The sequence below is a fragment of the Streptomyces sp. NPDC093795 genome (assembly GCF_044764665.1).
In the GTDB taxonomy this organism is placed as follows: Bacteria; Actinomycetota; Actinomycetes; order Streptomycetales; family Streptomycetaceae; genus Streptomyces.
The window spans coordinates 21,521-48,112 of the sequence record NZ_JBIWIO010000009.1 but is presented as its reverse complement, the minus strand read 5'-3'; the positions used below and the strand labels follow the sequence as shown (position 1 = coordinate 48,112).

The window sequence follows — 26,592 nt, the reverse complement described above, 5'->3', positions numbered from 1 at the left end:
ATGGAGGAGTGAGATGAGGAGCAGCAACCCGGTCTTCTCGCGACGGGGGTTCAGCCGCGACAACGGCACCGCGGGCTTCAACGGCCAGCAGCCGCAGGCCGGGGGCCCCGCCGTCGGAGCGAACCCGTACGCCACCGGTAACCCGTATGCCGAGGGCGCGACGAACCCGTACGCGACCAACCCGTACGCCCCGCAGGACACGCAGCTCGGCGCCCCCCAGCAGGCCCGGGGCAACGTGATGACGATCGACGACGTCGTGAGCCGTACGGCCATGACGCTCGGCACGGTCGTGCTCACCGCCGTCCTCTCGTGGTTCCTGCTGCCGGTCGACTCGGCCAACCTGGGCAAGTCCTACGGCATCGCCATCGGCGCCGCCCTGGTCGCGCTCGTGCTGGCGCTCGTGCAGTCCTTCAAGCGCAAGGCCTCGCCCGCGCTGATCCTGGGCTACGCGGCCTTCGAGGGTGTCTTCCTCGGAGTGATCTCGGCCGCCGTCTCGACGTACATCGCCGACGGCGTGGTCATGCAGGCGGTCCTGGGCACCATGGCGGTCTTCGCCGGTGTCCTGATCGCCTACAAGCTGGGCTGGATCCGCGTCAACCGACGCTTCTACGGCTTCGTGATGGCCGCCGCGATGGGCTTCATGCTCCTCATGGTGGTCAACCTGTTGTTCTCCGTCTTCGGCGGCGGTGACGGCCTCGGCTTCCGCAGCGGCGGCCTCGGCATCCTCTTCGGTGTCATCGGCGTCATCCTCGGCGCCTGTTTCCTCGCCCTCGACTTCAAGCAGGTCGAGGACGGCGTGAACTACGGCGCGCCGCGCGAGGAGGCCTGGCTGGCCGCCTTCGGTCTCACCATGACCCTGGTGTGGATCTACCTGGAGATGCTGCGTCTGCTGTCGATCCTTCAGGGCGACGACTGACGTACCCCGTGACTCGGGGGAAGGGCCCGTCCGGCTTCGCGCCGGGCGGGCCCTTCCGTGTGCTCAGGGCCGTACGCGTGCGGCGTCGAGCAGGACCCTGGCCGCGGCCTTCGCCTGCGCGGCCGGTTCGGCGGAGCCGGTGATGCCCGCGACGGCCATGGCGCCGTTGGCGAGCAGGGACAGCTGGCCGGCGAGGACGGGCGGGGCGCCGAGGGCGTCCGTCTGCTCGGCGAAGTAGGCCCGCAGGGCCTCCTTGTGGTCGCGGGCGAGGGCGGTCACCGCGGGGGTCACCCCGCCCAGCTCCCCGAAGGTGTTGATGAACGCGCACCCCCGGAAGTCGGGCTCCGCGAACCAGCCGGCCAGCCAGTCGAAGACCGCGAGCGCCCGCTCGTACGGCCCGTCGGCGGTCTGCTCGCCGTGTGCGGCGAGGGCCGCGCGTACGGCCTCGTCGCGGCGCCGAAGGACGGCCTCCACCAGCAGCTCCTTCGAGGGGAAGACCTGGTAGAGCCGCTTGAGCGAGACGCCGGACGCGGTGCGGATGGCGTCCATGCCGACCGCCTGCACCCCGCGTTCGTCGAAGAGCCGCCCGGCGGTGTCGAGCACCTTCAGCTCGGCGGATTCCGCGTCCATCGTCCGATCACCCCTTGCGTGGAGAACCATCGTTCTCGTAGCGTACAGGGCATCGGGAGAACGATCGTTCTCTCGGTCGGTATCCGCACACCGGAAACGGGAGTCAGCCATGTCCGCCTTCGCCCAGCGCGCCCACACCGTCACCGTCGACGGGATCGACGTCTTCTACCGGGAGGCCGGCGACCCGGCGAACCCCACCCTCGTCCTGCTGCACGGCTTCCCGAGCAGCTCGCACATGTACCGGGGCCTGATCGCCGAGCTCGCCGACTCGTACCACCTGATCGCCCCCGACCACATCGGCTTCGGCGCCTCCGCCGCACCCGCCGTCGACGACTTCACCTACAGCTTCGACCGGCTCACCGAGATCACCCTGAAGCTGCTCGACCGGCTCGGCGCCGACCGGTTCGCCCTCTACCTCCAGGACTACGGCGCCCCCATCGGCCTCCGGATCGCCTCCCGGCACCCCGAGCGGATCACCGCGATCGTCAGCCAGAGCGGCAACGCCTACCTGGAGGGCTTCACGCCCTTCTGGGACGTCCTCTTCGCCCACGCGAAGGACCGCGAGGCCAACGAGGCCGCGGTACGGGAGCTGCTGACCGCCGAGGCCACCCGCTGGCAGTACACCCACGGCGTACCCGCCGACCGCCTCGACCGGATCACCCCCGAGACCTGGGCCCTGGACCAGGCCGGCCTCGACCGGCCCGGCAACCAGGACATCCAGCTCCAGCTGTTCTGGGACTACCAGTTCAACCTGGACGGCTACCCGGCCTTCCAGGAGTACTTCCGCACCCACCGGCCGCCGCTGCTCGCGGCCTGGGGGCGCGGCGACGAGATCTTCGGGCCGGCCGGCGCGGAGGCCTTCGCCCGCGACCTGCCGGACGCCGAGATCCACCTCCTGGACGCCGGGCACTTCGCCCTGGAGACCCACGGCGAGGAGATCGCCGCACTCGTCAGGGACTTCCTCGGCCGGCACGTGAAGTGAGCCGAAGGGCGGGGCGCGCGCGGGCGGCAAGCCGGCCCGGGCGGCCCGCGGCCGGATCAGAGCAGTCTGCGGGCCGCCCGCCGCAGGTCGTACTCGTGCAGGATCGCCTTCGCGTGGCCGTACGCCAGGTCGTGCGCCCCGCGGAGCCAGTGCACCCGCTCCTCGAAGCGGAGGAGGGAAGGGCCCTCCTCGACGGTGCGCATCCAGTCGGCGATCTCACGACCGGTGCGGCGCGGGATCCGGGCCAGCATGTTGCGGTGGGTCTCTTCGGAGAAAGTCTGGGACATCGGCGCCTCCGGACGCGTCGTACCGTGTGCTTCTCGTACTCCTCGCACTTCTTCACGCCACCGTGCCGAAGTGTTCGCCCGTTGGCAAGGGGCCCGGGGCGGCGCGTAGGGTCACGGGGTGCGCGATACGAGTGAACTGACCGCCGCCGTCGAGCGCTTCGCCGACCGGCTGCGGGCCGCCCCGCAGAGCCGCCTCCAGCGCGGCGCGGCGGCCGAAGGCCTTGCCCTCGCCCGCGAGCTCGCCGTACGGGCCCAGCGCGCGGAGGACCCGGAAGGGGAGCCGAGGACCATGCCCGACGCGGGCGTCTTCACCGTCGCCGACCAGCTCGTCGTCGCCGGGAACGACTTGGCCGAAATCCTGCGAACGGCCCCGGCCGACTCCCACGAGGGGGAACTGGGCGAGGCCGTGAGACAGGTACGGGAAGCGGCGGAGCGCTCGGGGATGTAGGGCGTCGGGGCCGTCCTGGCCGCGGGCCAGGGGCTCGGCGCGCGCTCCGTGATCGGCGGGCTCTCCAGGGGCGTGCGCCGCGATCGGCGGTTCGAGGCACCCTGCGATCGGCGGTCGGAGGCCGCCGCGGCGCCCCGAAGCCCGTGAGGCCCCCTGGGGCCGAGCGGTGCGAGGAGCGCGGTATCAGAGAGACGCGATGACGCGGTCCGCCAGGATGTAGACGTTCTCCTCGTCGGAATCGCCGTACGAGAAGGTGAGGGCGAAGGCGCCCGAGACGCCCGAGCCGCCGAGCAGCACCGGCGTACGCCCGGAGCGCAGGGCCTCCGCCAGGCGCTCCGCGGTCTCGCGGTGCCCCGGGGTCATGCAGAGCGTCGTACCGTCCGCGAAGACGTACACGTCGAGCGTGCCGAGCGGGCCGGGACGCACGTCGGTCAGCGCCGTGCGCGTGTCGGCGAGCTCCTCGAGGCGGGCCACCGTCCGCTCGTGGTCCGTGACGACCGGCGTCTGCACCGGCACGAAGTCCGGGTGCGAGGGGTGACGGCGGCGGGCCGCGGCCAGCTCCGCCGAGTCCTCGGGGTACTCGTCGAGGGCGTCGAAGACGTCCAGCGGGTCGGAGCCGTCGAGCGAGGCCGCCTCCGCCTCCATGGCTTCGAGGGCCATCGCCTCAAGGCCCACGAAGTCGGCCTGGCGCGGCACGAAGAAGGAACCCTCGTCGGCCGGACCGCCGAGGCCGCCGAGCAGCGACGGGGCGTCGGCCGCGTCCCGGGCCTCCTGCGCGGCCCAGAAGGCGCGCGCCTCCGCGAGCTCGCGCTCACGTTCCTCGGCCAGCGCGTCCGCGACCGCGGCCCGTATCTCGGCCGCGGGCGTGGCCCGGGCGGCGGGAACGGTGACGCCGTGGCCGGCCGCCAGTTCGCTCCGCAGGGCGGTGACCTGCTTGCGGAGACCGTGGACGGCATGCAGGGCGGCAGCGCCCACGGCCGTGGCAGCGGCCGTGGTCAGCAGCAGGGCAAGAGGCATGGTGCTCACTGACGTACTCCCGATTCCGAGTCGATCCCCCGACTTCCTACATCAGCTTGTCCTGGGGCGGGGCCTGCTGTCAGTGCATTACGTCACGAATTGGACAGGTATTTCTGCCAGGTGTTTAGTCCCGAAACGGCTTTGACCTGCGAAAACGAACTCCCCCGGGATGTAGGTCACATCCTGGGGGAGATTCGGTCACGGCTCGGACGCGGGGCGGTTGACCCCGGCCGCCTCAGGAGAGGTGCGCGGTCGGCCCGGACGTACCGGCCCGGTGGTGTACCGGCCCGGACGGGTCAGCTCAGGCGCTCGATGACCATCGCCATGCCCTGACCACCACCGACGCACATGGTCTCGAGGCCGAACTGCTTGTCGTGGAACTGGAGGCTGTTGATCAGCGTGCCGGTGATGCGGGCGCCGGTCATGCCGAAGGGGTGGCCGACGGCGATCGCGCCACCGTTGACGTTCACCTTGTCCAGATCCAGACCCAGGTCCTGGTAGGACGGGATGACCTGCGCGGCGAAGGCCTCGTTGATCTCGGCCAGGTCGATGTCGCCGATGGTGAGACCGGCGCGCTTGAGGGCCTGCTTCGACGCCTCGACCGGGCCGAGGCCCATGATCTCGGGGGAGAGGCCGGAGACGCCGGTGGAGACGATCCGCGCCAGCGGGGTCAGGCCGAGCTCGCGGGCCTTGGTGTCCGACATGATCACGAGCGCGGCGGCGCCGTCGTTCAGCGGGCAGCAGTTGGCGGCGGTGACCAGGCCGTCGGGGCGGAACACCGGCTTGAGGCCCTGCACGCCCTCCAGGGTGACGCCGGCGCGCGGGCCGTCGTCCCCGGAGACGACGGTGCCGTCCGGGAGGGTCACCGGGGTGATCTCGCGCTCCCAGAAGCCGTTCTTGACGGCCTGCTCGGCGAGGTTCTGCGACCGTACGCCGAACTCGTCCATCTCCTGGCGGCTGATGCCCTTGAGGCGGGCCAGGTTCTCGGCGGTCTGGCCCATCGCGATGTACGCGTCCGGGACGATGCCGTCCTCGCGCGGGTCGTGCCAGGTGGAGCCCTCGGAGGCGGCGACCTCCGCGGTACGGGCCTCGGCGTCGGCGAAGAACGGGTTGTGCGTGTCGGGCAGCGAGTCGGAGTTGCCCTTCACGAAGCGGGACACCATCTCGACACCGGCCGAGATGAAGACGTCGCCCTCGCCCGCCTTGATCGCGTGCAGCGCCATGCGGGAGGTCTGGAGCGAGGAGGAGCAGTAGCGGGTGACCGTGCAGCCCGGCAGGTGGTCCATGCCCATCTGCACGGCGACGATCCGGCCCAGGTTGTTGCCCTGCTCGCCGCCGGGCAGGCCACAGCCCAGCATCAGGTCGTCGATGTCGCGGGGGTCGAGCTCCGGCACCTTCGCCAGGGCGGCCTGGACGATGGTCGCGGTGAGGTCGTCCGGCCGCAGGTCCTTCAGGGAGCCCTTGAAGGCCCGGCCGATGGGCGAACGGGCGGTCGAGACGATCACGGCTTCGGGCATCACGGCTCCATGAGGGTGCGGAGTGAGCGGACTGAGAGGGAAGTTACCCGTACGTACCGCAGGGGTCACCGCCCAGGCGATGTGACACGGACCTCAATTCTAAGCGAGCGCTCATTCAGGGGTGGCGGCCCGGCCCGTGGGGGCCGCCCCTGAAGGCCGCCCATGAAGACCACAGGCCGCGACGTCAGGACTGGGCGTCCTCCGGGGCCGGCGTCTCCGCCGGGACCGGCAGCCTCCGCCGCCGCCGGTGCTTCAGGAGTGCCCACGGAGCCCGCGCCCCCGTCACCTCCGTGCCCGCCTCCCGCACCGCCTCCGCCGCGGCCTTCGCCACCGGCAGCATGTTCTCCCGTCGCGCCGGCTCGAGACGGTCGGTCTCCGGCCAGACGCCGAGCACCGCGCACATCGTCGGCAGGACGGCCATCGCCGCCGTCGCGTACCCCTCCGCCGAGGGATGGAAGCTGTCCACCCCGAACATCTCGCGCGGGTTCGCCGCGAACTCGGGCCCGAGCAGGTCACCGAGCGACACCGTCCGCCCGCCCTGCTCCACCACCACGATCGTCTGCGCCGCCGCGAGATGCCGGGAGGCCCGCCGGGCCAGCCACCGCAGCGGCTGGTAGACCGGCTCGATCGTCCCCAGATCCGGGCAGGTCCCGACCACCACCTCCGCGCCCGCCGTCCGCAGCCGCCGCACCGCCGACGCCAGGAGCCGGACCGACTCCGTCGGCGGCATCCGGTGCGTCACGTCGTTCGCCCCGATCATGATCACGCACACGTCCGGCGGCCCCAGGGGCTGGGTGAGCAGCAGCGACACCTGGCGCTCCAGGTCGTCCGAGCGCGCCCCGGACAGCGCCACGTTCCGCAGCACCACCGGCCGCTCGGCCACCGCCGCGAGCCCCGAGGCGAGCAGCGCGCCCGGCGTCTGACCCGAGCGGCGCACCCCCTGGCCCGCCGCCGTGGAATCACCCAGAAGGGCCAGCCGCAGCGGGTCGTCCGTGCCGAACGCCCGCCCGTACAGACCGTCCGCCCCGGGTGGCAGCGGGGCCGCCCCGTCGCCCACCGTCCGCTTCGCGAGCTGCATCTCGGCCAGCAGGACGCCGACGGCCGCCATCCCGAGCAGCCCGATGCTCCCGCCGCCGTACGCCGCACCCGCCGCGATCCGCCGCGCCACCCTCGCCCTCGACATGAGGCCGTCACCTCCTTCAAGCCGTTCAGGGTCTAACTGCCCCGTAACCCGCTCCGACTACGCATACGCTGGCCCCACCATTACGGAGACCCCGGAGATTACGGTGCAATTCCACGACTCGATGATCAGCCTCGTCGGCAACACCCCGCTGGTGAAGCTCAACAACGTCACAGCGGGTATTCAGGCGACCGTCCTGGCCAAGGTCGAGTACTTCAACCCCGGAGGCTCGGTCAAGGACCGCATCGCCCTGCGGATGATCGAGGCCGCGGAGCAGAGCGGGGAGCTCAAGCCCGGCGGCACCATCGTCGAGCCCACGTCCGGCAACACCGGCGTCGGCCTGGCGATCGTGGCCCAGACGAAGGGCTACAAGTGCATCTTCGTCTGCCCCGACAAGGTGTCGCTCGACAAGATCAACGTCCTGCGGGCGTACGGCGCAGAGGTCGTCGTCTGCCCCACCGCGGTCGACCCGGAGCACCCGGACTCGTACTACAACGTCTCGGACCGGCTCGTCCGTGAGACGCCCGGCGCCTGGAAGCCCGACCAGTACTCCAACCCGAACAACCCGCGCTCCCACTACGAGACCACCGGTCCCGAGCTCTGGGAGCAGACGGACGGGAAGATCACCCATTTCGTGGCGGGCGTCGGCACCGGCGGCACCATCTCCGGCACCGGCAACTACCTCAAGGAGGCCAGCGGCGGCTCCGTGAAGATCATCGGCGCCGACCCGGAGGGCTCCGTCTACTCGGGCGGCTCCGGCCGCCCGTACCTCGTCGAGGGCGTCGGCGAGGACTTCTGGCCCACCGCGTACGACCGGACCGTCACGGACCGGATCGTCGCCGTGTCCGACAAGGACTCGTTCCAGATGACCCGCCGCCTCGCCAAGGAGGAGGGCCTCCTCGTCGGCGGCTCCTGCGGCATGGCGGTCGTGGCGGCCCTGGAGGTCGCGAAGGAGCTGGGCCCGGACGACGTGGTGGTCGTCCTGCTGCCGGACTCCGGCCGCGGGTACATGTCGAAGATCTTCAGTGATGAATGGATGGCGGACTACGGCTTCCTGGAGGACACCTCCACCGCGACCGTCGCCGACGTCCTGCGCCACAAGGAGGGCGGCCTGCCCTCCCTCGTCCACATGCACCCGGACGAGACCGTCGGCCAGGCCATCGAGGTGCTGCGCGAGTACGGCGTCTCCCAGATGCCCATCGTGAAGCCCGGCGCCGGCCACCCCGACGTCATGGCCGCCGAGGTCGTCGGCTCGGTCGTCGAGCGCGAGCTCCTCGACCACCTCTTCACCAAGAAGGCCTCCCTCGAGGACCCGCTGGAGCGGCACATGAGCGCGCCGCTGCCGCAGGTCGGCTCCGGCGAGCCGGTCGCCGACCTGATGACCGTCCTCGGTGAGTCCGCCGACGCGGCGATCGTCCTGGTCGAGGGCAAGCCGACCGGCGTCGTGAGCCGTCAGGACCTGCTGGCCTTCCTGGCCAACGGCGGTACGAAGTAGGGCTGACCGCACGGCAGGTCGTGAGGCAGTTCGTGCGATCGGTACGAGCGCGACACGTACCGGCAGCACACGCTTAACACGCGTCCGGCACATTGGTGGTTGTCGGCGTCACGGACTTCCGGAGCGGCTCCCGGGCCTCCAGAGACGTCGCGGACGCGGAGACCGGCCCTGACCCGGGCCCGTGTCCCTCGCGGGGACCGCCGTCGTCCCGCCCCCCGGCAACGGGGGTGCGGCGGTCCCCGCGCTACTCCTTTCGCTCCCCTCACCCGGCTGCATATCCTTATGCAGAGATTTCCGTGGGTGAATAGGTGGAAGGGGGACGGACGGCATGAGCGACAGCCCGGCCGGGCGGCTGCAGGGGCTCTTCGAAGGGCACCGGCTGACGCCGACGCAGCGGCGGATCGCGCACTGCATGGTGCGGCGCGCCGCCGACGTGCCGTTCCTGTCCAGCGTCGAGCTGGCGGAGCTCGCCGGGGTCAGCCAGCCCTCCGTCACCCGGTTCGCCGTCGCCCTCGGCTTCGACGGGTACCCGGCGCTCCGCCGCCACCTCCGCGAGGTCGCGCCCCCCGAGTCCGGCGGCGGCGCAGGCGGGGCCGAGACGCCCAACGAGTACCAGCAGGCCGTGCTCGCCGAGATCGAGAACCTCAAGCACCTCGCCGGGCTCCTCGCCGACCCCGCGCCCGTCGAGCGGGCCGGCCGGCTGCTCGCCCGTTCCCGTCCGCTGCCCGTCCTCGGGCTGCGGGCCGCCTCCTCGCAGGCGCGTGGCTTCGCCTACTTCGCCGCCAAGGTCCACCCCGACGTCCGGCTCCTCGACGAGGGCGGCTCGATGCTCGACGACCGCGTCGACGCGGCCGTACGGGCCGGGGCCACGGCCCTGCTGTGCTTCGCGCTGCCCCGGCACCCGCGGGAGGTCGTGGAGGCCCTGGAGTACGCGCGGGGGGCCGGGCTCACCGTCGTGACCGTCGCCGAGTCGGCGTTCGCGCCCGTCGCCGCCCACAGCGACCTGCTGATCCCGGCCGCCGTCGGCACCGGCCTCGCCTTCGACACGGCCTGCGCGCCGATGATGCTCGGCCGGGTCCTCCTGGAGGCCATGGCCGACGAACTCCCGGACGCGCAGGCGCGCCTCGAGGAGTTCGACGCGAAGGCGGCGGCGCGGGGTCTGTTCGTCGAGTAGGGGCGGGGAGCGCGTGGCGGGCGTGGTGGAAACGCCTCCACGCGCGCGTGCCGGGTCAGACCTCCAGTTCGTTCTCGATCTTCTTCAGCTGGTGGCGGGCCATCGCCAGGTTCGCCCGGTCCTTGTCGAGGGCCAGGTAGAGGAAGAGCCCGTTGGCGCCGCGTCCCTTGAGCAGCCGGATCAGGTGGTAGTGCCGGCCGAGGGTGATGAGGATGTCCTCGATCTCGTCGTTCAGCCCCAGCATCTCCATCGCCCGGACCTTGGCCCGGACCACGTCCGTGTTGGCGGCCGCGGCCACGTTCAGGTCGAGTTCCTTGCCGCCGCCGATCGTGCCGAGCGCCATGCCGCTGGTGTAGTCGACGAGGGCAGCGCCGATCGCGCCGTCGATGGAGGCCGCTTCCTTGAGGGAGGTCTCGGTGTTCGCCATGGTGTCGTACTTCTTCCTTCTCGGGTCTTCTCGGGTCTTCTCGGTTACGGGTTCGATGGGTGTGCGGTGCGGTTCAGGTCCCTGCGTTCCAGCGCGCCGTCGACGAGTTCGCCTATCCGGACGCTGGACCTCCGGGCCTCCAGATGGAGCCGCCCCACATTGATCCGGGGCTCGGCGAGCAGCGTGAGGACGGCCGCGCCACCTGCCGCGTACGTGGCCACGTAGCCGTTGTCGCCGCGTACCAGCAGCTCACGGAAGCGGCCCTGGCCCGTGGATTCGGTCAACCGCTGGCCGACGCCGAGCGCCGCGGCCGTCAGCGCGGCCACGCTCTCCGCCTCGCCGTCCACGGTGTCGTGGGCCAGGACGAGCCCGTCGGCGCTGGCCGCGAGCGCCCCGGTGAGCTGGGGCAGCCGGGCCCGCAGCCGTCTGAGCTCGCCGAGGACCTCGGCTTCTGCCGTCATGAGCTGTTTCCTTTCGGCGCGCAGGCGCAGGGCACGCCTCATCACGGGTGTGCCTCCAGGGCGTCTCGGAGCCGGCGCAGCAGGGCGATGTCGGGGTCGGCCACCGGTAGCGCCGGGATGGGGGGCGGTGGCGCGGAATCGGGGTCGGGGCCGGGGTCGAGCGGTGTTTCTACGAGCCCGGCGGCGGCGAGCCGCCGTACGTCGAGGAGGGTGTGGAAGGCGGGCCGGCCGAGCAGCCGGGCCAGCTCCGCGGGGGTCCGCCGGCCGTCCGCGGCGGCGAGCAGCGCGCGCTGCCGGGCGCCCACGGTCTGGCCGGGGGCGGCGGGGCGGGGCACGACCGGGGCGGTGTCGACGGAGGCGTACGGCCAGACGGCGTCGAGGAGTTCGCGGCGGCGTACCGTCTCGCGCTCCACGGCCTCGGCGGACACCGGCCGCACCGTCCCGAACCAGTGCCCGACCCCGTACCGGAAGCGGGTCGGCCCGCTGGCGGGGGAGAGGGCGAAGAAGGCCGCGTCGAAGACGGCGCCGAGGTGGCAGATCTCCAGCTCGCCGTCGTGGAGCCGGCCGCTGTCGACGAGGAAGCGGCCGACGGCGCGGTGGGCCCCGGCCCGGTCGACGGCCTCGTCCCAGCCCTCGCGGGGCAGGCGGCCGCCGGTGGTCAGGAGGACGTCGACGCCGGGCGCCGCGGGGCTCTCGGCGTGCACGACCCGGCCGTCGACGAGGTAGAGCGTGCCGTGGTCGCGGAGCAGGGCGCCGGTGGCCTTCTCGGCGGCGAGCCGGACCAGCATCGGGGAGACGGGGGTGGCGACGGCGGCGGCGCTCATCCGGTGACCAGCCCTTCGGCGGCGGCGCTCATCCGAGGACCAGTCTTTCCGCGAGGTCGCGGAGGCGGAGGCGGGCCAGGGCGAGGTTGCCGGTGTCGCGGTCGAGCCAGAGGTGGAGGAAGACGCTGCTGTCGAAGGAGGTCTCGACGAAACGGAGGACGTGGTAGCCGGCGCGGGTGGTGACGATCAGGTCCTCGACGGGCGGCCCGTCCCCCACGCTCTCGCCCGCCGCCACGAACGTGTCGAACTCGGCGGCGGACCGTGCGAGTTCGGCGGTCTCGGCGGCCGTGGTCTCGTGGTCCCCGACCGGTGAGTCACCCGCCGTCCCGAGGGCGAGCCCGCTGGTCCAGTCGACCAGGGAGGCTCCGCGAGCGCCCGGCAGGGCCATGGCCTCCAGAAGGCACTCGTCGATTCCGGGCACGCGGGTTCCCCTCCCGATGCGGCGTGCGAACGTACGGCAGTGACGGCGACGTTACTGAACGCAGCGCTCCGGGGGAGGCGTTCTGGCATTTTCCATCGGAACATGCCAGTGCCTGGCTGGAACTGACACGGTGAAGACTGCCTCGCGGGTCAGAGACGCGACTCCACGGTGTGCGCGATGTCGGACAGGTCCTTCGCGAGCGCCTTGGCGACGGCCTTCGTTCCGAAGCGGGCCATCAGCCGTGTGACGAACCCCGGGGCGCGGCCGTGGGCGGGCCGCGCGGAGAACGTCATCCGCAGGGTGGTGCCCCCGGTGCCGTCGGGCGTGAGGGTGAGCTCGGAGACGTAGTGCATGCCGTGCGAGTCGGCGACCGCGACGTACCGGTCGGGCGGCTCGCACTCGGTCACGGTCATCTCCTCCGTGGCCTCCTTGCCCAGCATCCGCCGGGTCTCGCGCCACCGGGTGCCCACCCCGAAGCCGCCCTCGGTGAGCACCTCCACCTTCTCGACGCCCGAGAGGACGCGGGGCATGTCCCGCAGGTCGGTGATCGCCTCCCAGACCCGCCCGGGGGAGGCGTCGACCCGGCGCTCGACGACGACGGATGTGGTGTCCGTACCGGTTCCAGTCATGGCTTCATGGAAGCCGGGCCGCCCGTCCGGCGCTACCCGAGGCTGCACTGCTCTCCCCTCCCGTCTGCCGGACCAGCGCGTCCGCGTGCGCCCCGCCCGAATCGGCGACGATCTCCGTGAGCGTCTGGGGTGTCCGTACCGTCGCGAAGGTCACCGTCCCGTCGTCGGCCACCGTGAAGCCGTGGATGCCGGGCCGGGGCAGGCTGTTGTACGCGTAGTGGTGGGCGAAGTAGTACGCGCCGGTGTCCGGGACGGCCACCACGTCCCCCGGGTGCAGGAGCGGCAGCTCACGGCTCGTGGCGAGCATGTCCCCGGCGAAGCAGGCGGGGCCGGCCACGTCCTGGACGGTGGTCTCCCCGGTGCGGGGGCGGCCGTCGGAGTCGTACGCGAGGACGCGCAGCGGCCAGGACTCGGGGGCGTAGACCGTTCGGGTGGCCAGCTGTACGCCCGCGTGGGTGACGGCGATCGGGCGGCCCCCCGAGGTCTTGGTGTACTCCACGCGGGCGAGGACCGTGCCGTGCTTGGCGAGCAGTGAGCGGCCGAATTCGGTCACCAGGCGGTAGCGGCCGTCGAAGAGGCCGGGGACGGTGTCGGCGAGCAGCCCGGCGTACTCCGCGTACGTCGGTGTCTCCTCGTCGGAGGTGAAGTTGACCGGGAGCCCACCGCCGATGTCGAGGGTGTCGATCTGCTGCCGGCCGGCCGCGCGGTTGATCTCCTCGGCGAGGGTGTACGCCTCCCCGACGCCTTCGGCCATCAGGGCGAACGGGACGCCCTGGGAGCCGGTGTGGGTGTGCAGCCGGGTGAGCCAGGGCCGGTCCAGGTAGGCCTGGACGACGGCCTTGCGGGCTCCCTCGTCGCGGAGTGCCACACCGAACTTGGAGGTGGCTGTGGAGGTCGAGAGGGCGCCGATGGAACCGGCCCCGACCTGCGGGTTCACCCGGAGGCCGAGGGGCGAGGCGGTGGGCGCGGAGGCGACGAGGGCGTCGAGCCTGGCCAGTTCCTGGAGGTTGTCGGCGTTGACGGCGATGCCGAGCGCGAGGGCCTGGCGGAGCTCGGCGGGCGTCTTGGCGGGGGAGTCGAGCACGGTGTGGGAGGGCGGGACGCCGGCGGCGCGCGCGAGGGCCAGCTCGCCGGGGCTGGCGACCTCGACGCCGAGCCCGGCCTCGTGGAGCAGGCGCAGGACGGGCACGAGCGGGGCGGCCTTGACGGCGAAGGCGTGCAGCACGGGGGCGTCGGTGACGGCGGCGAACGCGCTGGTCAGGGCGGCGGCGGAGGTGCGGATGCCGGCGGTGTCGAGGAGGGCGACGACCGGTTCGGTGGGGGAGAGGAGTCCTTGGTCGACGGAGGCTCGGACGGCGAGATCACGACGGTAGGAGGCCATGGGGTCCATCCCACCACCCCGACTCGCCGGGATGTGGGGCAGCGCACCTGTTGACTACAACTATTCATACCGCCAGGATGTGAATATCCGAACGACATTCGAGGAGGCACCGCCATGTCGGCCATGTCAGGACCCCGCCCCGTACGGGCCCCGCGCGGTACGGAACTGAGCGCCCTGGGATGGCAGCAGGAGGCCGCCCTCCGGATGCTCCAGAACAACCTCGACCCCGAGGTCGCCGAGCACCCCGACAAGCTCGTCGTCTACGGCGGCACCGGCAAGGCCGCCCGCGACTGGCGCTCCTTCGACGCCATGGTCCGCACCCTGCGCACCCTCAAGCAGGACGAGACGATGCTCGTCCAGTCCGGCCGCCCCGTCGGCGTCATGCAGACCCACGAGTGGGCCCCGCGCGTCCTCATCGCCAACTCCAACCTCGTCGGCGACTGGGCCAACTGGGAGGAGTTCCGGCGCCTGGAGCAGCTCGGCCTCACCATGTACGGCCAGATGACCGCCGGGTCCTGGATCTACATCGGCACCCAGGGCATCCTCCAGGGCACGTACGAGACCTTCGCCGCCGTCGCCGCGAAGAAGTTCGGCGGCACCCTGGCCGGGACCATCACCCTCACCGCCGGCCTCGGCGGCATGGGCGGCGCCCAGCCCCTCGCCGTGACGATGAACGACGGCGTCGCGATCTGCGTCGACGTCGACCCGCGCGCCATCGAGCGCCGCATCGAGCACCGCTACCTCGACGTCAAGGCCGACAACCTGGCGCACGCGCTCGCGCTGGCCGTGGAGGCGAGGGACGCCCGCCGCCCGCTCTCCATCGGCCTCCTCGGCAACGCCGCCGAACTGCTTCCGCAGATGCTCGCCGAGGGCGCCCCGATCGACATCGTCACCGACCAGACGAGCGCCCACGACCCGCTCGCGTACCTGCCGGTGGGCGTCGCCTTCGACGACATGGCGACGTACGCGGCGAAGGACCCGGCCGGGTTCACGGTGCGGGCCCGCGAGTCGATGGCCCGGCACGTCGAGGCCATGGTCGGCTTCATGGACGCGGGCGCCGAGGTCTTCGACTACGGCAACTCGATCCGCGGCGAGGCACAGCTCGCCGGCTACGACCGGGCGTTCGCCTTCCCCGGCTTCGTCCCGGCGTACATCCGCCCGCTGTTCTGCGAGGGCAAGGGCCCGTTCCGCTGGGCGGCCCTCTCCGGCGAGGCCTCGGACATCCACAAGACGGACAAGGCGATCCTCGACCTCTTCCCCGAGAACGAGTCCCTCCACCGCTGGATCAAGATGGCCGGCGAGCGCGTCCACTTCCAGGGCCTCCCGGCGCGCATCTGCTGGCTCGGCCAGGGCGAGCGCGACAAGGCGGGCGACATGTTCAACGACATGGTCGGCAACGGCACCCTCGCCGCCCCCCTCGCCATCGGCCGCGACCACCTCGACTGCGGCTCGGTCGCCTCCCCGTACCGCGAGACGGAGGCCATGCTCGACGGCTCCGACGCGATCGCCGACTGGCCGCTCCTCAACGCCATGGTCAACGTCGCCTCCGGCGCCTCCTGGGTCTCCCTCCACCACGGCGGCGGCGTCGGCATGGGCCGCTCCATCCACGCGGGCCAGGTCTCGGTGGCGGACGGCACGGCCCTCGCGGGCGAGAAGATCCGCCGCGTCCTCACCAACGACCCGGGCATGGGCGTCATCCGCCACGTCGACGCGGGCTACGACATCGCGGAGCGGGTCGCCGACGAGAAGGGCGTCCGCGTCCCGATGCGCGAGGGCTCCGAGGACGAGGCCTCCGCGTGAGCGACACGTTCCACGCCATGTGGCGGTCGCTGCGGCCCATCGGCCGCAGCGCCGCCTCCGGTGGCTACCGGCGCTACGCCTGGACCGAAGCCGACGCCGACTGCCGGCTCTGGTTCCGGATGCAGGCCGAGGCCCGCCGCCTGGACGTCGAGACCGACCGCAACGGCAACCAGTGGGCCTGGCTCGGCGACCCGACCGCGGGGAACGCCGTCGTCACCGGCTCGCACCTCGACTCCGTACCCGACGGCGGAGCCTTCGACGGCCCCCTCGGCGTGGTCTCCGCCTTCGCCGCGCTCGACGAACTGCGCGCCAGGAAGGTCCAGTTCAAGCGCCCGCTCGCCATCACCAACTTCGGCGACGAGGAGGGCGCCCGCTTCGGCCTCGCCTGCGTCGGCTCCCGCCTCACCGCCGGCCGGCTGACGAAGGAGCAGGCGTACGAGCTCCGCGACGCGTCCGGGACCAGCCTCCCGCAGGCCATGGAGGCGGCCGGCTACGACCCCTCCGCCATCGGCCCCGACCCGGAGCGCCTCTCCCGCGTCGGCGCGTTCGTCGAGCTGCACGTCGAGCAGGGCCGCGCCCTCGACCTGTCGGGGGACGCCGTCGGCATCGCCTCCTCCATCTGGCCGCACGGCCGCTGGCGGTACGACTTCGCCGGCGAGGCCAACCACGCCGGCACCACCCGGCTCGTCGACCGCCGCGACCCGATGCTCACCTACGCGGAGACGGTCCTCGCCGCCCGCCGCGAGGCCGAACTCGCGGGCGCCGTCGCCACCTTCGGCAAGATCGCCGTCGAACCGAACGGCGTCAACGCCATCCCGTCCCTGGTCCGGGGCTGGCTCGACGCCCGCGCCGCCGACCAGAGCTCCCTGGACAAGGTCGTCACGGGCATCGAGGCGGAGGCCCGTGCCTACGCCGAACGCCACGGCATCGACCTCGCCGTCGTCCAGGAGTCCTTCACCCCGGTCGTGGACTTCTCGCACGCCCTGCGCGACGAGCTGTCCCGCATCCTCGGCACCTCGGGGAAGGTCCCCGTCCTCGGCACCGGCGCGGGCCACGACGCGGGTATTTTGTCCGAATCGATCCCGACCGCCATGCTGTTCGTACGGAACCCCACCGGCGTCTCGCACTCCCCGGCCGAGTTCGCGGCCGAGGACGACTGCGTGGCCGGGGTCCTCGCACTCGCCGACGTACTGGAGGAGCTGGCGTGCCGCTGACGACGTACTGGCTGGAACACGCCTGGCTCGACACGCACGTCGAGCCGGGCGTGACCATGGAGGTGTCGGACGGCCGCATCGCCGCCGTACGCACCGGGGTGGACACCCCGCCCCCGGGCGCCGTGGCCCTCCGCGGCCTCACGATCCCCGGCCTCGCCAACACCCACTCGCACGCCTTCCACCGCGCCCTGCGCGGCACCGTCCAGGTCGGCTCCGGCACCTTCTGGACCTGGCGCGAGGTCATGTACACCGTCGCCCAGCGCCTCACCCCCGACAGCTACTTCGCCCTGGCCCGCGCCGTGTACGCGGAGATGGCACTCGCGGGCATCACCTCCGTCGGCGAGTTCCACTACCTCCACCACGGGCCCGGCGGCACCCCGTACGCCGACCCCAACGCCATGGGCGAGGCCCTGATCGCCGCCGCCACCGACGCCGGCATCCGCATCACCCTCCTCGACACCGCCTATCTCTCCTCCGGCTTCGGCGCCGCACCGGAACAGCACCAGCTCCGCTTCACCGACGGCACGGCGGACGCCTGGGCCGAACGGGTGTCGGCGCTCAGGGAACGCGACGGCGTACGTATCGGGGCGGCGATCCACTCCGTACGGGCGGTCCCGGCGGACCAGCTGGCGACGGTGGCCCGCTGGGCCCAGGACCGGGAGGCCCCCCTCCATGTCCACCTCTCCGAGCAGACCGCCGAGAACGACGCCTGCCTGGCGGCCCACGGCCTGACCCCCACCCAGCTCCTCGCCGAGCACGGCGTCCTCGGCCCCCGCACCACGGGCGTCCACAACACCCACCTGACGGACGCCGACATCGCCCTGATCGGCTCGTCGTCCACCGGCACCTGCATGTGCCCGACCACGGAACGCGACCTGGCCGACGGCATCGGCCCGGCGGTGGCCCTCCAGCGAGCGGGCTCGCCGCTCTCCCTGGGCAGCGACAGCCACGCGGTCATCGACCTCCTGGAGGAGGCGCGGGCCATGGAGCTGAACGAACGCCTGCGCACCCGCACCCGCGGTCACTGGACGGCGGCGGCACTGCTCCGCGCGGCCACGGCCGACGGCCACGCGGCCCTCGGCCGGCCGGACGCGGGCACCCTGGAGACGGGCGCGCTCGCCGACTTCACGACGATCGCGCTCGACAGCGTCAGGACAGCGGGACCGGTACCGCGTCTGGCAGCCGAGACGGCGGTATTCGCCGCGTCGGCCGCGGACGTGCGTCATACGGTCGTGGCCGGACGCCATGTCGTCCGGGACGGGGCCCACCACTCCGTACCGGACGTGGCCGGAGCCCTCGCGGACTCGATCGCCGCCCTGCGCGGCTGAAGGAGGCACCCACCATGAACACCGGCCCCGCGGCGAGGAACAACCCGGCGGCGACCTCCGCCCCCACCAGCGCGAACAGCGCCGTGGCGAAGACCGCCACCGCCATCGTCAACATCGCCAGCCTCGTCACGAACGACCCCTCCCTCGGTGATGGCAGTGCCCTGGGCCTGATCCAGGACGCGGCCGTCGTCGTCGACGGCGACCGAGTCGTCTGGGTCGGTGAATCAAGCAAAGCACCGGCCACTGACAACAGGGTCGACGCGGGCGGCCGGGCCGTGATCCCCGGCTTCGTGGACTCCCACTCGCACCTCGTCTTCGCGGGCGACCGCACGGCCGAGTTCAACGCGCGGATGTCGGGCCAGGCGTACGCGGCGGGCGGCATCCGCACGACGGTCGCGGCGACACGAGCGGCGAGCGACGAGGCCCTGTCGGCGAACGTCACCCGCTACCTCAGGGAAGCCCTCGCCCAGGGCACGACCACCTTCGAGACGAAGTCCGGCTACGGCCTGACGGTCGAGGACGAGGCCCGCGCCCTCCGTATCGCGGCCGAACACACCGACGAGGTGACGTACCTCGGCGCGCACATCGTGTCCCCGGACTACGCGGACGACCCGGCGGCGTACGTGGAGCTCGTGACGGGCGAGATGCTGGAGGCGTGTGCCCCGTACGCCCGCTGGATCGACGTCTTCTGCGAGAAGGGCGCCTTCGACGGCGACCAGGCCCGTGCGATCCTCACCGCGGGCAAGGCGAAGGGCCTCCACCCCCGGGTGCACGCCAACCAGCTGACGTACGGCCCCGGTGTCCAGCTGGCGGTGGAGCTCGACGCGGCGAGCGCGGATCACTGCACGCACCTGACGGACGCGGACGTGGACGCCCTGGCGCACTCGTCCACGGTGGCCACGCTCCTCCCGGGGGCGGAGTTCTCCACCCGCGCCCAGTGGCCGAACGCCCGCCGCCTCCTGGACGCGGGCGCGACGGTCGCCCTCTCCACGGACTGCAACCCGGGCTCGTCCTTCACGTCGTCGGTCCCGTTCTGCATCGCGCTGGCGGTACGGGACATGGGCATGACCCCCGACGAGGCGCTCTGGTCCGCCACGGCGGGCGGCGCGACAGCCCTCCGCCGCACGGACGTGGGCCGCCTGACCCCCGGCACCCGAGCGGACCTCGCCCTCCTGGACGCCCCGTCCCACGTCCACCTGGCGTACCGGCCGGGGGTGCCGCTGGTGACGGAGGTGTGGCGGAAGGGCGCCCGCGTCGCCTGAGCACGCGGCCGGGCGCAGGGCGGGGCGGTTGAGTAGGCGTACTCATGTGCGCCCCACCGCCCGCGCCCAGACTGCGGGCATGACCTCTTCGCTCGTAACGCCCTTGAAGAACCGCCGAGTCGGCGCGGCCGTGGCGGCGGCGCTCTGCGCCCTCGCCCTCACCTCCTGCGGCACGGAGACGGCCGGAGGCGGGACCCCGGCGGGCGCGGGCGCAAGGACCGGAGCCGCGCGGATCGAGGCCCCGGCGCCGGTCGCCACACCGACCCCGACCCCGACCGCACCGGTCGGCGACCCGGCGGACGACCCCCGCCTCACGCCGGAGCAGCAGGCGGCCGAATTCAGACTGCTGGAGCTCGCCGTCGACCTCGCCGAGCCGTGCGTGGGCGGCCCGCCGCCCCTTCCTCCCGAGGTCCCGACGACGGAACCGGAAGGACCGCCGCCCGCGTACGGCGAGAAGTCCCCCTCCGGACCCCCGCTCGCGGACGAGGAGGCGCCCTCCGCGAAGCCCTGGGACTTCGAGCGGGCCCGCCAGGAGACCGAACTGAGCGACGTCGACAGGTGCGTGGCACCCCTGCACGGCAAGCGCATCGCGAAGGCCCTGGACGGCAAGGCCGACCCGGCCCCGGCCTCCGTCGAGAAGGTCCTCCACAGCCTCGGCTACGACGTCGACCACCGCCTCCACGGCCCTCAGGCGGTGAACGGCAAGGTCGAGTTCACCCTCGACCTCCGGTTCATGGGCGGCGAACTGTGCCTCACCGGCCGCTACGACGGCACCCGGACCTCCTTCGATCCGTACGGCGCCTCCCCGGAGGTCCGCTGCACCGACGTGAAGCGCCGCGCCTGACCGGCGGGCCGGTCGGGAGGATATGCGGTGGCCCGGGGGCAGGGGCTCGTGCGAGCGTGGACGGCATGGGGAACTCACGGGCGCACGCCGTCTTCAGGACCACCGACGCCGAGGAGGCGTACGCGCGGGCGCGGCGGCTCGTCGGGCTCCTGGAGCGCGTCGACGCCGAGGTGTACGTCAGTGCCGAGGTCCGTACGGCCGAGGAGGCGCGCTCGGTCGCGCGGCTGCTGCCCGGGGCGGCCGTCGACTGGATCGAGAGCAAGCGCGACCCCGTGACCGGGGAGTACCTCTACTGCGCTCTCGACGCCGAGACGGCGCGGGACGACGAGATCCGCGCCGAACTGCCGCTGTACTTCTCCGCCGACGTGCCCGTCGCGACCGTCGGGCCGGAGATCGTCCGGGCCGTCGGCGAGGGGACCACCGACATCAGCTGGCACGGACAGTGGCCGGACGACGTGGAGGCCGACATCCACAGTTCCGCCCAGTACGACGGCGTCCAGCTCGTCCTGCACGGTGACAAGGCCCAGATCGACGAATGGACCCCGCACCACACCGTCTTCGTCCACGTCGGCAAGTGGGGAGACCTCTCCCGAGCCGGGAAGCTGGCCGCCGCGATCGGCGGCGAGGTGCTCGGGGACGTCCAGATCGGCTGGTAGCCCGGGGGGCCGATGGAAGCCGCGGCGGCCGGCGGGATCCGCCCGGCGGTCGCCAACTCCTCCGATGCCCCGGCCCCTTGCACACCCCGCTCCCGACGTGTCCCCACCTTCACGGCTTGGTCACGGAAAGACCGAGTATCCCTGTCTCCGAGGGTTCCGGACCGGTACCGTCCTGTCCTGGTAGCACTCAGGGGGCAAGACCGGGGGGTCGGCTAGGTGGGCGCTTTTCGTGTGCGGATCGTGAGGCCGGGGGAGCTGAGCGAGCGCGAGATCGAGGCGTGGCGGGAGCTGCGCGCCAAGTCCGGCGCGCCCGCGAACCCCTTCATGGAACCGGACTTCACGCGCGCGGTGGCCGAGGTACGACCCCGTTCACGCGTCGCCGTGTGGAGCGAGGGGGACGAGCCCGTCGGCTTCTTCCCCTTCGAGAAGGGCCCGCTCGGGCAGGGCCGCGCCATCGGCTTCGGCGTCTCCGACAGCCAGGGCGCCGTCCTCCGTCCCGGCCTGCGACCGCACGCGCGGGCGGTGCTCCGCGCCTGCGGCATCGCGATGTGGGAGTTCGACAACCTGGAGGACGCCCAGCCCGTCTTCGCGGGCGCCGCCGCCGAGTCCTTCGCCTCGCCCGTCATCGACATCGCCGGGGGATACGCGGCCTACGAGGCGCTCCTGCGCGCCCAGTCGCCCAAGTTCCTCAGGACCACCCTCGCCAAGGAGCGCCGGCTCGGCCGCCAGGCCGACGGCGAGGTCCGGTTCGTCTTCGACGAGCGCGACCCGGCGGCCCTGCGCACCCTCATGGAGTGGAAGTCCGCCCAGTACCGCAGGACCGGCCGCGGCGACCGCTTCGCCCAGGAGTGGATCAACACCCTCGTCCGGCGCCTCCACGAGCACCGCACGCCCGGCTGCTCCGGCGTCCTGTCCGTGCTGTACGTGGGGGAGCGGCCGATCGCCGCGCACTTCGGGCTGCGGTCCGCGACCGTCCTGTCCTGCTGGTTCCCCTCGTACGACCCCGAGTTCGCGAAGTACTCGCCCGGCCTCGTCCTGCACCTGCGGATGGCCGAGGCCGCGGCGGCCGCCGGGATCGGGCTGCTCGACCTGGGGCGCGGCGACGCCGAGTACAAGGACGACCTGAAGACGGGTGAGCTGACGGTGTACGAGGGTGCCGTCTTCGTCCCGGGCGCGCGGGCCGCCCTGCACTGGCTGGGCCGCGAGCCCGCCCGCCGCGCCCACAGCTTCGTCCGCAACCGCCCCGCCCTCGCGGCCCGCGCCCGCACCACGCTCAACGGCCTCGCCCGACTACGGGGGAACCGATAACCGCGGCCCGCCGGGGCCGCCGGCGGGACGGGCGGCCTGCGGAACGTGCGGCCCGCCCGTGCCCGCCGCCTCCGTAGCCGTCGTCGAGCCATCACCCCGCCACCACCCCGCCGCCGTACCTCCCTGGGGGATCCCCGTTGAGCAACCCACCGCCCCGCCCGATCTCCGTCGCCGAGCTCGATCTCGCCGGGCCGGACGGGCACGTCCTCTCCCTCCGGCCGGTGCCGGGCGGCCCGCCCCTCCGCCCGGGCGGCGTCTACGCCCTCGTACGGGTCGCGGGGCGGCCCGCCGCCACCGTCCTCGGCACCGTGGCGGAAGGCGAGGACCCGGCCGAGGTACTCGCCGTCCTCGCCCGCGCGCGGCTCGCGGAGGAGGCGACGGCTCCCCGTACGGACGCCGAACGCCTCGCGGCTGTACGGGGGCCAGTGCGTCCCGACGCCGAACGCCTCGCCGCCATACCACCCCTGGCCCAGCCCCCCACCCCGGCCCCAGGCCGAAAACGGCTCCCCCCGCCCCGTACCTCCGTCGTCGTCGCCACCCGTGAGCGTCCCGAGCAGCTCGCCCGTGCCCTCGACTCGCTCCTCGCCCAGGACCACCCGGACTTCGAGCTGATCGTCGTCGACAACGCGCCCCGGACCACGGACACGTACGACCTCGTCACCGGGAAGTACGCCGACCGCGTCCGGTACGTCCGCGAGGACACCCCCGGCCTCGCCGTCGCCCACAACGCCGGGCTCGCCGCCGCCGACGGCACCGTCCTCGCCTTCACCGACGACGACGTGATCGCCGACCCGCACTGGCTGACCGCGCTCACCGAGCCGTTCGCCGACGACCCCGGGCTCGGCTGCGTCACCGGGCTGATCCTGCCCGCCCGGCTCGCCACCCCCGCCCAGATCCTCCTCGAATCGCACGGCGGCTTCGCGAAGGGCTTCGCGCCCCGGCTGTACGACCCGGCGCGGCCGCCCGCCGACGAACCCCTCTTCCCGTTCACCGCGGGCAGTTTCGGTTCCGGCGCCAACATGGCCTTCCGGGCCGCCGCCCTCCGGCAGGCGGGCGGTTTCGACCCGGCGACCGGCACCGGGACCGCGGCCAGGGGCGGCGACGACCTGTACGCCTTCGTCGCCGTCCTCTCCGCCGGCTTCCGCCTCCGGTACACCGCCGAGGCCCTCGTCTGGCACCACCACCGCGACACCTGGCAGGACCTGAGGAACCAGGCGTACGGCTACGGCGCCGGCCTCACCGCGTACCTCACCGCGACCCTGGTCCGCCGCCCCCGTCTGCTGCCCGCGCTGCTCACCCGGCTGCCGCGCGGCCTCGCCCACGCCCGCACGATGACCGCCCGGCGCGGGGAGACCCCCGACGACGGCGTCCCCGGCGAGCACGGCGCCCACCACCACCCCTGGCCCCGAAGCCTTTCCCGACTGGAGCGACGCGGCATGCTGTACGGCCCGATCGGATACGCCAAGGCCCGCGCGCAGGCCGCTCAACGGAAGGCGGCGACCCGATGACCGGCATCCCCCTCCCCGCCCGGATACCCGTCCTCCTCTACCACGCCGTGATGGACGACCCCCCGGACTGGATCGCCGAATTCACGGTCACGCCGAGGAAGTTCTCCTCGCAGCTCGACGCGATCGTCGCCAGCGGCCGTACCCCCGTCACCGTCGGCACCCTCGCCGCGCACCTCGCCTCCGGGGCCCCGCTGCCGGACCGGCCCGTCGTCATCACCTTCGACGACGGCTTCGCCGACCTGGCCGGCCCGACGGCCGAGGCGCTCGCCGCCCGCGGCCTGCCGTCCACCGCGTACCTCACCACCGGGGCCATCACCCCGGGCCGGCCCTGCCTCCTGCCGCCCGCGCCGATGATGACCCTCGCGCAGGCCCCGCGCCTGGAGGAGTACGGCATGGAGGTCGGCGGCCACACCGCCACCCACGCGCAGCTCGACACCCTGGCCCCGGCGGCCCTCCGGCGCGAACTGCGGGAGTCGAAGGCGGTCCTGGAGGACACCCTCGGCCACGAGGTACGCCACCTCGCCTACCCGCACGGCTACAACAGCCCGGCCGTCCGCCGTGCCGCCGAGGCCGCCGGCTACACGTCGGCCGTCGCCGTCCGGCACGCGCTGAGCTCCAGGCGGGACGAGATCTACCGCATCGCCCGGCTCATCGTGCGCCGCACGCACACCGCCGCCGACGTGGAGCAGTGGATGGAGGGCCGCGGCGCGAAGACCGCGCCGTACCCGGACTCGCTGCCGACGGTCGGCTGGCGGGCGTACCGCAGAGCCCGCGCCCTGCTGAAGGGGCCCGAGTTCGCCGGCTGAGTCGCAAGGCCGGTCATGATCAGCAACTCTCTCATCAGGGAAGGGAGTTGAATGTGCGTACATAACCGAAGTCTGTTCCTTTGTTTCGCCAAGGGGACCGTGGGGGGAGAGCCGTCGTGCAGCACCATGTGCCGTCAACACCGCAGACCGGGAGCGACGGCGTGCCGTCACAGCCCTCCGTGCAGGGCCTGGAGGTCGTGGAGGGCGAAGACCGGGATCACGGCGTCAGTGAGACCCCGGCACCCCGCCGCCGGACCGGCCCCGCCGCCGCGCTCCGCTCCCCGGCCGCCCTCAACCTGGCCCCCCTCGTCCTCGCCGCCGCGCTCTGGCTGTGGGCGCTGCCCCGCACCGACTTCCGGAGCATCGAGGAGTTCGGTCTCCTCGACCGGTTCCCCCTCAGCTTCTACGCCGCGCTCGTCGTCCTCACCTGCGGATTCGTCATCACCCTGCGGCGTGCGGGCACCGCGCCCCTCTGGCCCGCCACCTACTGCGCGGCGATGCTCGTCGCGCTCAAGGCGCCGCCCGCGATCCTCTATGACACCGTCCGCTACGCCTGGGCGTCCAAGCACGACGCGATCATCAGCAGGCTCCTCACCGAGGGCACCGTCCACCACGGGCGCGAGCTCTCCGGCGGCATGTCGGCCTACGACCAGTGGCCCGGCTTCTTCTCCCTCGACGCGGCCCTCGTCCGCGCCTTCGGCGTCGATGCCGCCGCCTCGTTCATCAACTGGGCCCCGGTCGCGCTCGGTCTGCTCATCGTGCCCCTCCTCATCCTCGTCTACCGCACGTTCAGCGACGACTGGCGGCTCGTGTGGACCGGGGTGTGGATCTTCCAGCTGGCGAACTGGGTCGGCCAGGACTACCTCTCCCCGCAGGGCTTCTCGTACCTGCTCTACCTCACCGTCCTCGCCGTCGTCGTCCGGCACTTCGTCCTGCCCGGTTCGGCCGGCGCGCTCCGCGACCGCTCCGCCCTCGACCCGGCCGCCGCGTCCGTACCGCCGCCCACGACCACCCGGCAGCGGGCGGTCGCCGTCCTGTTCCTCGTCCCGATCGTCGTCACCATCAACGCCTCGCACCAGCTCACCCCCGTGATGCTGTGCGCGAGCCTCTTCGCCCTCTGTCTCACCCGCCGCTACCGCAACCTCGGGCTCCTCGCCACCACCGGCCTGATCATGCTGGTCTGGAACCTCACCATGGGCCGGGAGCTCTTCCTGGACACCCTCGGCACCCTGCGCGAGAAGGCCGGCGACCTCCTCGGCAACTCCCGCCCCGGCTTCGCCGGCGACCCCACGGGCCCCGGCCCGGAGCTCGTCGGCAGTGCCAACGTCCTGATGGTCCTCGCCCTCGGCATGCTCGCCGCCGCCGCCGTCCTGCTCCGCCGCAAGCTGGCCCGCAGCGCCCTGCCGCTGGTGCTCGCCGCCGCGGCGCCCCTCCCGATGTTCGCCGTCAACGACTACGGCGGCGAGATGGTCTTCCGCGTCTACCTCTTCGGCCTGCCCGGCGCGGCCTTCTTCGCCGCCGCGGCGCTCGTCCCCGCGGCCGGGGCCGCGAGCCGTGCCGCCGTGATCGCCCGCCGCACGGCCACTGTCACCCTGCCCGTCACCCTCGTCGCCATGCTCGCCGGCTTCCTGCCCTCGTACTACGGCAAGGAGGGCATGCACTACGCGCCCCCGGGCGAGACCGCGCTCACCCGCCGCGCCTTCGACCGGGCGCCGGAAGGAGCACTGATCCTCGCCGCGACCGGCGCCTTCGCCGACTCGTACTACCGCTACGACCGCTACGACCGCTGGTTCTTCACCGAGCAGGAGGTCGACGAGAACCTCCGCATGCTGAAGGACCCGGCCGGTTACCTCGCCGGCGGCATCCCCGAGGGCCGTCCGGCCTACGTGATCCTCACCCCCACGCAGGGCGAGGCCGTCATCGGCGAGGGCTACCTCCCGGAGGGCGGCTTCGACACCCTCCGCACGGCGCTCAAGGAATCCCCGCTGTTCGGGGTCGTGGAGGAGAACCGGTACGGCCTCGTCCTCCGCTACCGCCCCACGACCGGCGGCTGAACATCCTTCCGGCACACCCCGCC

At 72.8% G+C, this 26,592-nt stretch carries 26 protein-coding genes; 15 read left to right on the top strand and 11 right to left on the bottom strand.

Annotated elements, in window-relative coordinates; translation table 11 throughout:
• The first annotated feature begins 13 nt into the window (after nucleotides 1-13).
• A complete protein-coding gene (locus ACIRB7_RS23565) occupies nucleotides 14-916 on the top strand; it encodes a Bax inhibitor-1/YccA family protein (protein ID WP_403601973.1) in 903 nt (300 codons plus the stop codon).
• Between the two features lie 63 nt (nucleotides 917-979).
• Here the strand turns inward: ACIRB7_RS23565 and ACIRB7_RS23560 are convergent, their stop codons facing one another.
• Nucleotides 980-1,546, bottom strand: coding sequence for a TetR/AcrR family transcriptional regulator (locus ACIRB7_RS23560; protein ID WP_403601970.1), 567 nt, complete (start codon nucleotides 1,544-1,546; stop codon nucleotides 980-982).
• 109 nt (nucleotides 1,547-1,655) lie between these two features.
• Between ACIRB7_RS23560 and ACIRB7_RS23555 the strand changes: the two genes are divergently transcribed.
• The gene (locus ACIRB7_RS23555; RefSeq protein ID WP_403601967.1) at nucleotides 1,656-2,528 is read left to right on the top strand and encodes an alpha/beta fold hydrolase; all 873 of its coding nucleotides are present in this window, start codon (nucleotides 1,656-1,658) and stop codon (nucleotides 2,526-2,528) included.
• Between the two features lie 56 nt (nucleotides 2,529-2,584).
• On the opposite strand, the gene ACIRB7_RS23550 is transcribed toward ACIRB7_RS23555, so the two are convergent.
• Complete coding sequence (locus tag ACIRB7_RS23550; RefSeq protein ID WP_403601964.1) at nucleotides 2,585-2,815, bottom strand: DUF4287 domain-containing protein; 231 nt, start codon at nucleotides 2,813-2,815, stop codon at nucleotides 2,585-2,587.
• Between the two features lie 118 nt (nucleotides 2,816-2,933).
• Between ACIRB7_RS23550 and ACIRB7_RS23545 the strand changes: the two genes are divergently transcribed.
• Nucleotides 2,934-3,263 carry a hypothetical protein gene (locus ACIRB7_RS23545; RefSeq protein ID WP_403601962.1) on the top strand — a complete coding sequence of 110 codons (330 nt, stop codon included), beginning with the start codon at nucleotides 2,934-2,936 and terminating at the stop codon, nucleotides 3,261-3,263.
• A gap of 183 nt (nucleotides 3,264-3,446) precedes the next feature.
• Here the strand turns inward: ACIRB7_RS23545 and ACIRB7_RS23540 are convergent, their stop codons facing one another.
• The 3 genes from ACIRB7_RS23540 to ACIRB7_RS23530 form a co-directional block, all read right to left on the bottom strand.
• Nucleotides 3,447-4,289 carry a hypothetical protein gene (locus ACIRB7_RS23540; RefSeq protein ID WP_403601959.1) on the bottom strand — a complete coding sequence of 281 codons (843 nt, stop codon included), beginning with the start codon at nucleotides 4,287-4,289 and terminating at the stop codon, nucleotides 3,447-3,449.
• Between the two features lie 287 nt (nucleotides 4,290-4,576).
• The gene (locus ACIRB7_RS23535) at nucleotides 4,577-5,797 is read right to left on the bottom strand and encodes an acetyl-CoA C-acetyltransferase (protein WP_403601956.1); all 1,221 of its coding nucleotides are present in this window, start codon (nucleotides 5,795-5,797) and stop codon (nucleotides 4,577-4,579) included.
• A gap of 184 nt (nucleotides 5,798-5,981) precedes the next feature.
• On the bottom strand, nucleotides 5,982-6,965 hold the full coding sequence (locus ACIRB7_RS23530) for an SGNH/GDSL hydrolase family protein (protein ID WP_403602723.1): 984 nt from the start codon (nucleotides 6,963-6,965) through the stop codon (nucleotides 5,982-5,984).
• Between the two features lie 118 nt (nucleotides 6,966-7,083).
• Here ACIRB7_RS23530 and ACIRB7_RS23525 point away from each other — a divergent pair, with 118 nt between their 5' ends.
• Both ACIRB7_RS23525 and ACIRB7_RS23520 read left to right on the top strand, forming a co-directional pair.
• Nucleotides 7,084-8,472, top strand: coding sequence for a cystathionine beta-synthase (locus ACIRB7_RS23525; protein ID WP_403601953.1), 1,389 nt, complete (start codon nucleotides 7,084-7,086; stop codon nucleotides 8,470-8,472).
• A gap of 328 nt (nucleotides 8,473-8,800) precedes the next feature.
• On the top strand, nucleotides 8,801-9,646 hold the full coding sequence (locus tag ACIRB7_RS23520; protein ID WP_403601951.1) for a MurR/RpiR family transcriptional regulator: 846 nt from the start codon (nucleotides 8,801-8,803) through the stop codon (nucleotides 9,644-9,646).
• 55 nt (nucleotides 9,647-9,701) lie between these two features.
• Here ACIRB7_RS23520 and ACIRB7_RS23515 read toward each other — a convergent pair whose 3' ends face one another.
• From ACIRB7_RS23515 to ACIRB7_RS23490, 6 genes are all read right to left on the bottom strand, one after another.
• Nucleotides 9,702-10,073 (bottom strand): hypothetical protein, encoded by a 372-nt coding sequence (locus tag ACIRB7_RS23515; protein WP_403601948.1) that lies wholly within the window; start codon nucleotides 10,071-10,073, stop codon nucleotides 9,702-9,704.
• 44 nt (nucleotides 10,074-10,117) lie between these two features.
• Nucleotides 10,118-10,534, bottom strand: a complete 417-nt coding sequence (locus ACIRB7_RS23510) for a roadblock/LC7 domain-containing protein (RefSeq protein ID WP_403601946.1) — start codon at nucleotides 10,532-10,534, stop codon at nucleotides 10,118-10,120.
• A 41-nt stretch (nucleotides 10,535-10,575) separates the two neighbouring features.
• Nucleotides 10,576-11,358, bottom strand: a complete 783-nt coding sequence (locus ACIRB7_RS23505) for a transcriptional regulator (RefSeq protein ID WP_403601943.1) — start codon at nucleotides 11,356-11,358, stop codon at nucleotides 10,576-10,578.
• 28 nt (nucleotides 11,359-11,386) lie between these two features.
• The gene (locus ACIRB7_RS23500; RefSeq protein ID WP_403601940.1) at nucleotides 11,387-11,779 is read right to left on the bottom strand and encodes a hypothetical protein; all 393 of its coding nucleotides are present in this window, start codon (nucleotides 11,777-11,779) and stop codon (nucleotides 11,387-11,389) included.
• A gap of 149 nt (nucleotides 11,780-11,928) precedes the next feature.
• Nucleotides 11,929-12,408, bottom strand: coding sequence for an SRPBCC family protein (locus tag ACIRB7_RS23495; RefSeq protein WP_403601937.1), 480 nt, complete (start codon nucleotides 12,406-12,408; stop codon nucleotides 11,929-11,931).
• A gap of 4 nt (nucleotides 12,409-12,412) precedes the next feature.
• Nucleotides 12,413-13,798 (bottom strand): diaminopimelate decarboxylase, encoded by a 1,386-nt coding sequence (locus ACIRB7_RS23490; protein ID WP_403601935.1) that lies wholly within the window; start codon nucleotides 13,796-13,798, stop codon nucleotides 12,413-12,415.
• 114 nt (nucleotides 13,799-13,912) lie between these two features.
• Here ACIRB7_RS23490 and hutU point away from each other — a divergent pair, with 114 nt between their 5' ends.
• The 10 genes from hutU (at nucleotide 13,913) to ACIRB7_RS23440 (ending at nucleotide 26,569) form a co-directional block, all read left to right on the top strand.
• Nucleotides 13,913-15,589: a urocanate hydratase gene (gene hutU / locus ACIRB7_RS23485; RefSeq protein WP_403602721.1), complete on the top strand. Its 1,677-nt coding sequence runs from the start codon at nucleotides 13,913-13,915 to the stop codon at nucleotides 15,587-15,589.
• Entirely contained in the window at nucleotides 15,586-16,803 is a 1,218-nt protein-coding gene (locus ACIRB7_RS23480; protein WP_403601932.1) for an allantoate amidohydrolase, read from the top strand. The genes hutU and ACIRB7_RS23480 overlap by 4 nt, the downstream gene beginning before the upstream one ends.
• Nucleotides 16,794-18,131: a formimidoylglutamate deiminase gene (locus tag ACIRB7_RS23475; protein WP_403601930.1), complete on the top strand. Its 1,338-nt coding sequence runs from the start codon at nucleotides 16,794-16,796 to the stop codon at nucleotides 18,129-18,131. The genes ACIRB7_RS23480 and ACIRB7_RS23475 overlap by 10 nt, the downstream gene beginning before the upstream one ends.
• 14 nt (nucleotides 18,132-18,145) lie before the next feature.
• A complete protein-coding gene (gene hutI / locus ACIRB7_RS23470; RefSeq protein ID WP_403601927.1) occupies nucleotides 18,146-19,393 on the top strand; it encodes an imidazolonepropionase in 1,248 nt (415 codons plus the stop codon).
• 79 nt (nucleotides 19,394-19,472) lie between these two features.
• The gene (locus ACIRB7_RS23465) at nucleotides 19,473-20,237 is read left to right on the top strand and encodes a hypothetical protein (RefSeq protein ID WP_403601924.1); all 765 of its coding nucleotides are present in this window, start codon (nucleotides 19,473-19,475) and stop codon (nucleotides 20,235-20,237) included.
• 65 nt (nucleotides 20,238-20,302) lie between these two features.
• Nucleotides 20,303-20,893 (top strand): hypothetical protein, encoded by a 591-nt coding sequence (locus tag ACIRB7_RS23460; protein ID WP_403601922.1) that lies wholly within the window; start codon nucleotides 20,303-20,305, stop codon nucleotides 20,891-20,893.
• Nucleotides 20,894-21,124: 231 nt separating this feature from the next.
• Complete coding sequence (locus tag ACIRB7_RS23455; protein WP_403601919.1) at nucleotides 21,125-22,201, top strand: GNAT family N-acetyltransferase; 1,077 nt, start codon at nucleotides 21,125-21,127, stop codon at nucleotides 22,199-22,201.
• A gap of 137 nt (nucleotides 22,202-22,338) precedes the next feature.
• Complete coding sequence (locus ACIRB7_RS23450; RefSeq protein WP_403601917.1) at nucleotides 22,339-23,709, top strand: glycosyltransferase; 1,371 nt, start codon at nucleotides 22,339-22,341, stop codon at nucleotides 23,707-23,709.
• The gene (locus tag ACIRB7_RS23445) at nucleotides 23,706-24,515 is read left to right on the top strand and encodes a polysaccharide deacetylase family protein (protein ID WP_403601914.1); all 810 of its coding nucleotides are present in this window, start codon (nucleotides 23,706-23,708) and stop codon (nucleotides 24,513-24,515) included. Before ACIRB7_RS23450 ends, ACIRB7_RS23445 begins: the two co-directional genes overlap by 4 nt.
• A 161-nt stretch (nucleotides 24,516-24,676) precedes the next feature.
• Nucleotides 24,677-26,569, top strand: coding sequence for a hypothetical protein (locus ACIRB7_RS23440; protein WP_403601911.1), 1,893 nt, complete (start codon nucleotides 24,677-24,679; stop codon nucleotides 26,567-26,569).
• Nucleotides 26,570-26,592 lie beyond the last annotated feature (23 nt).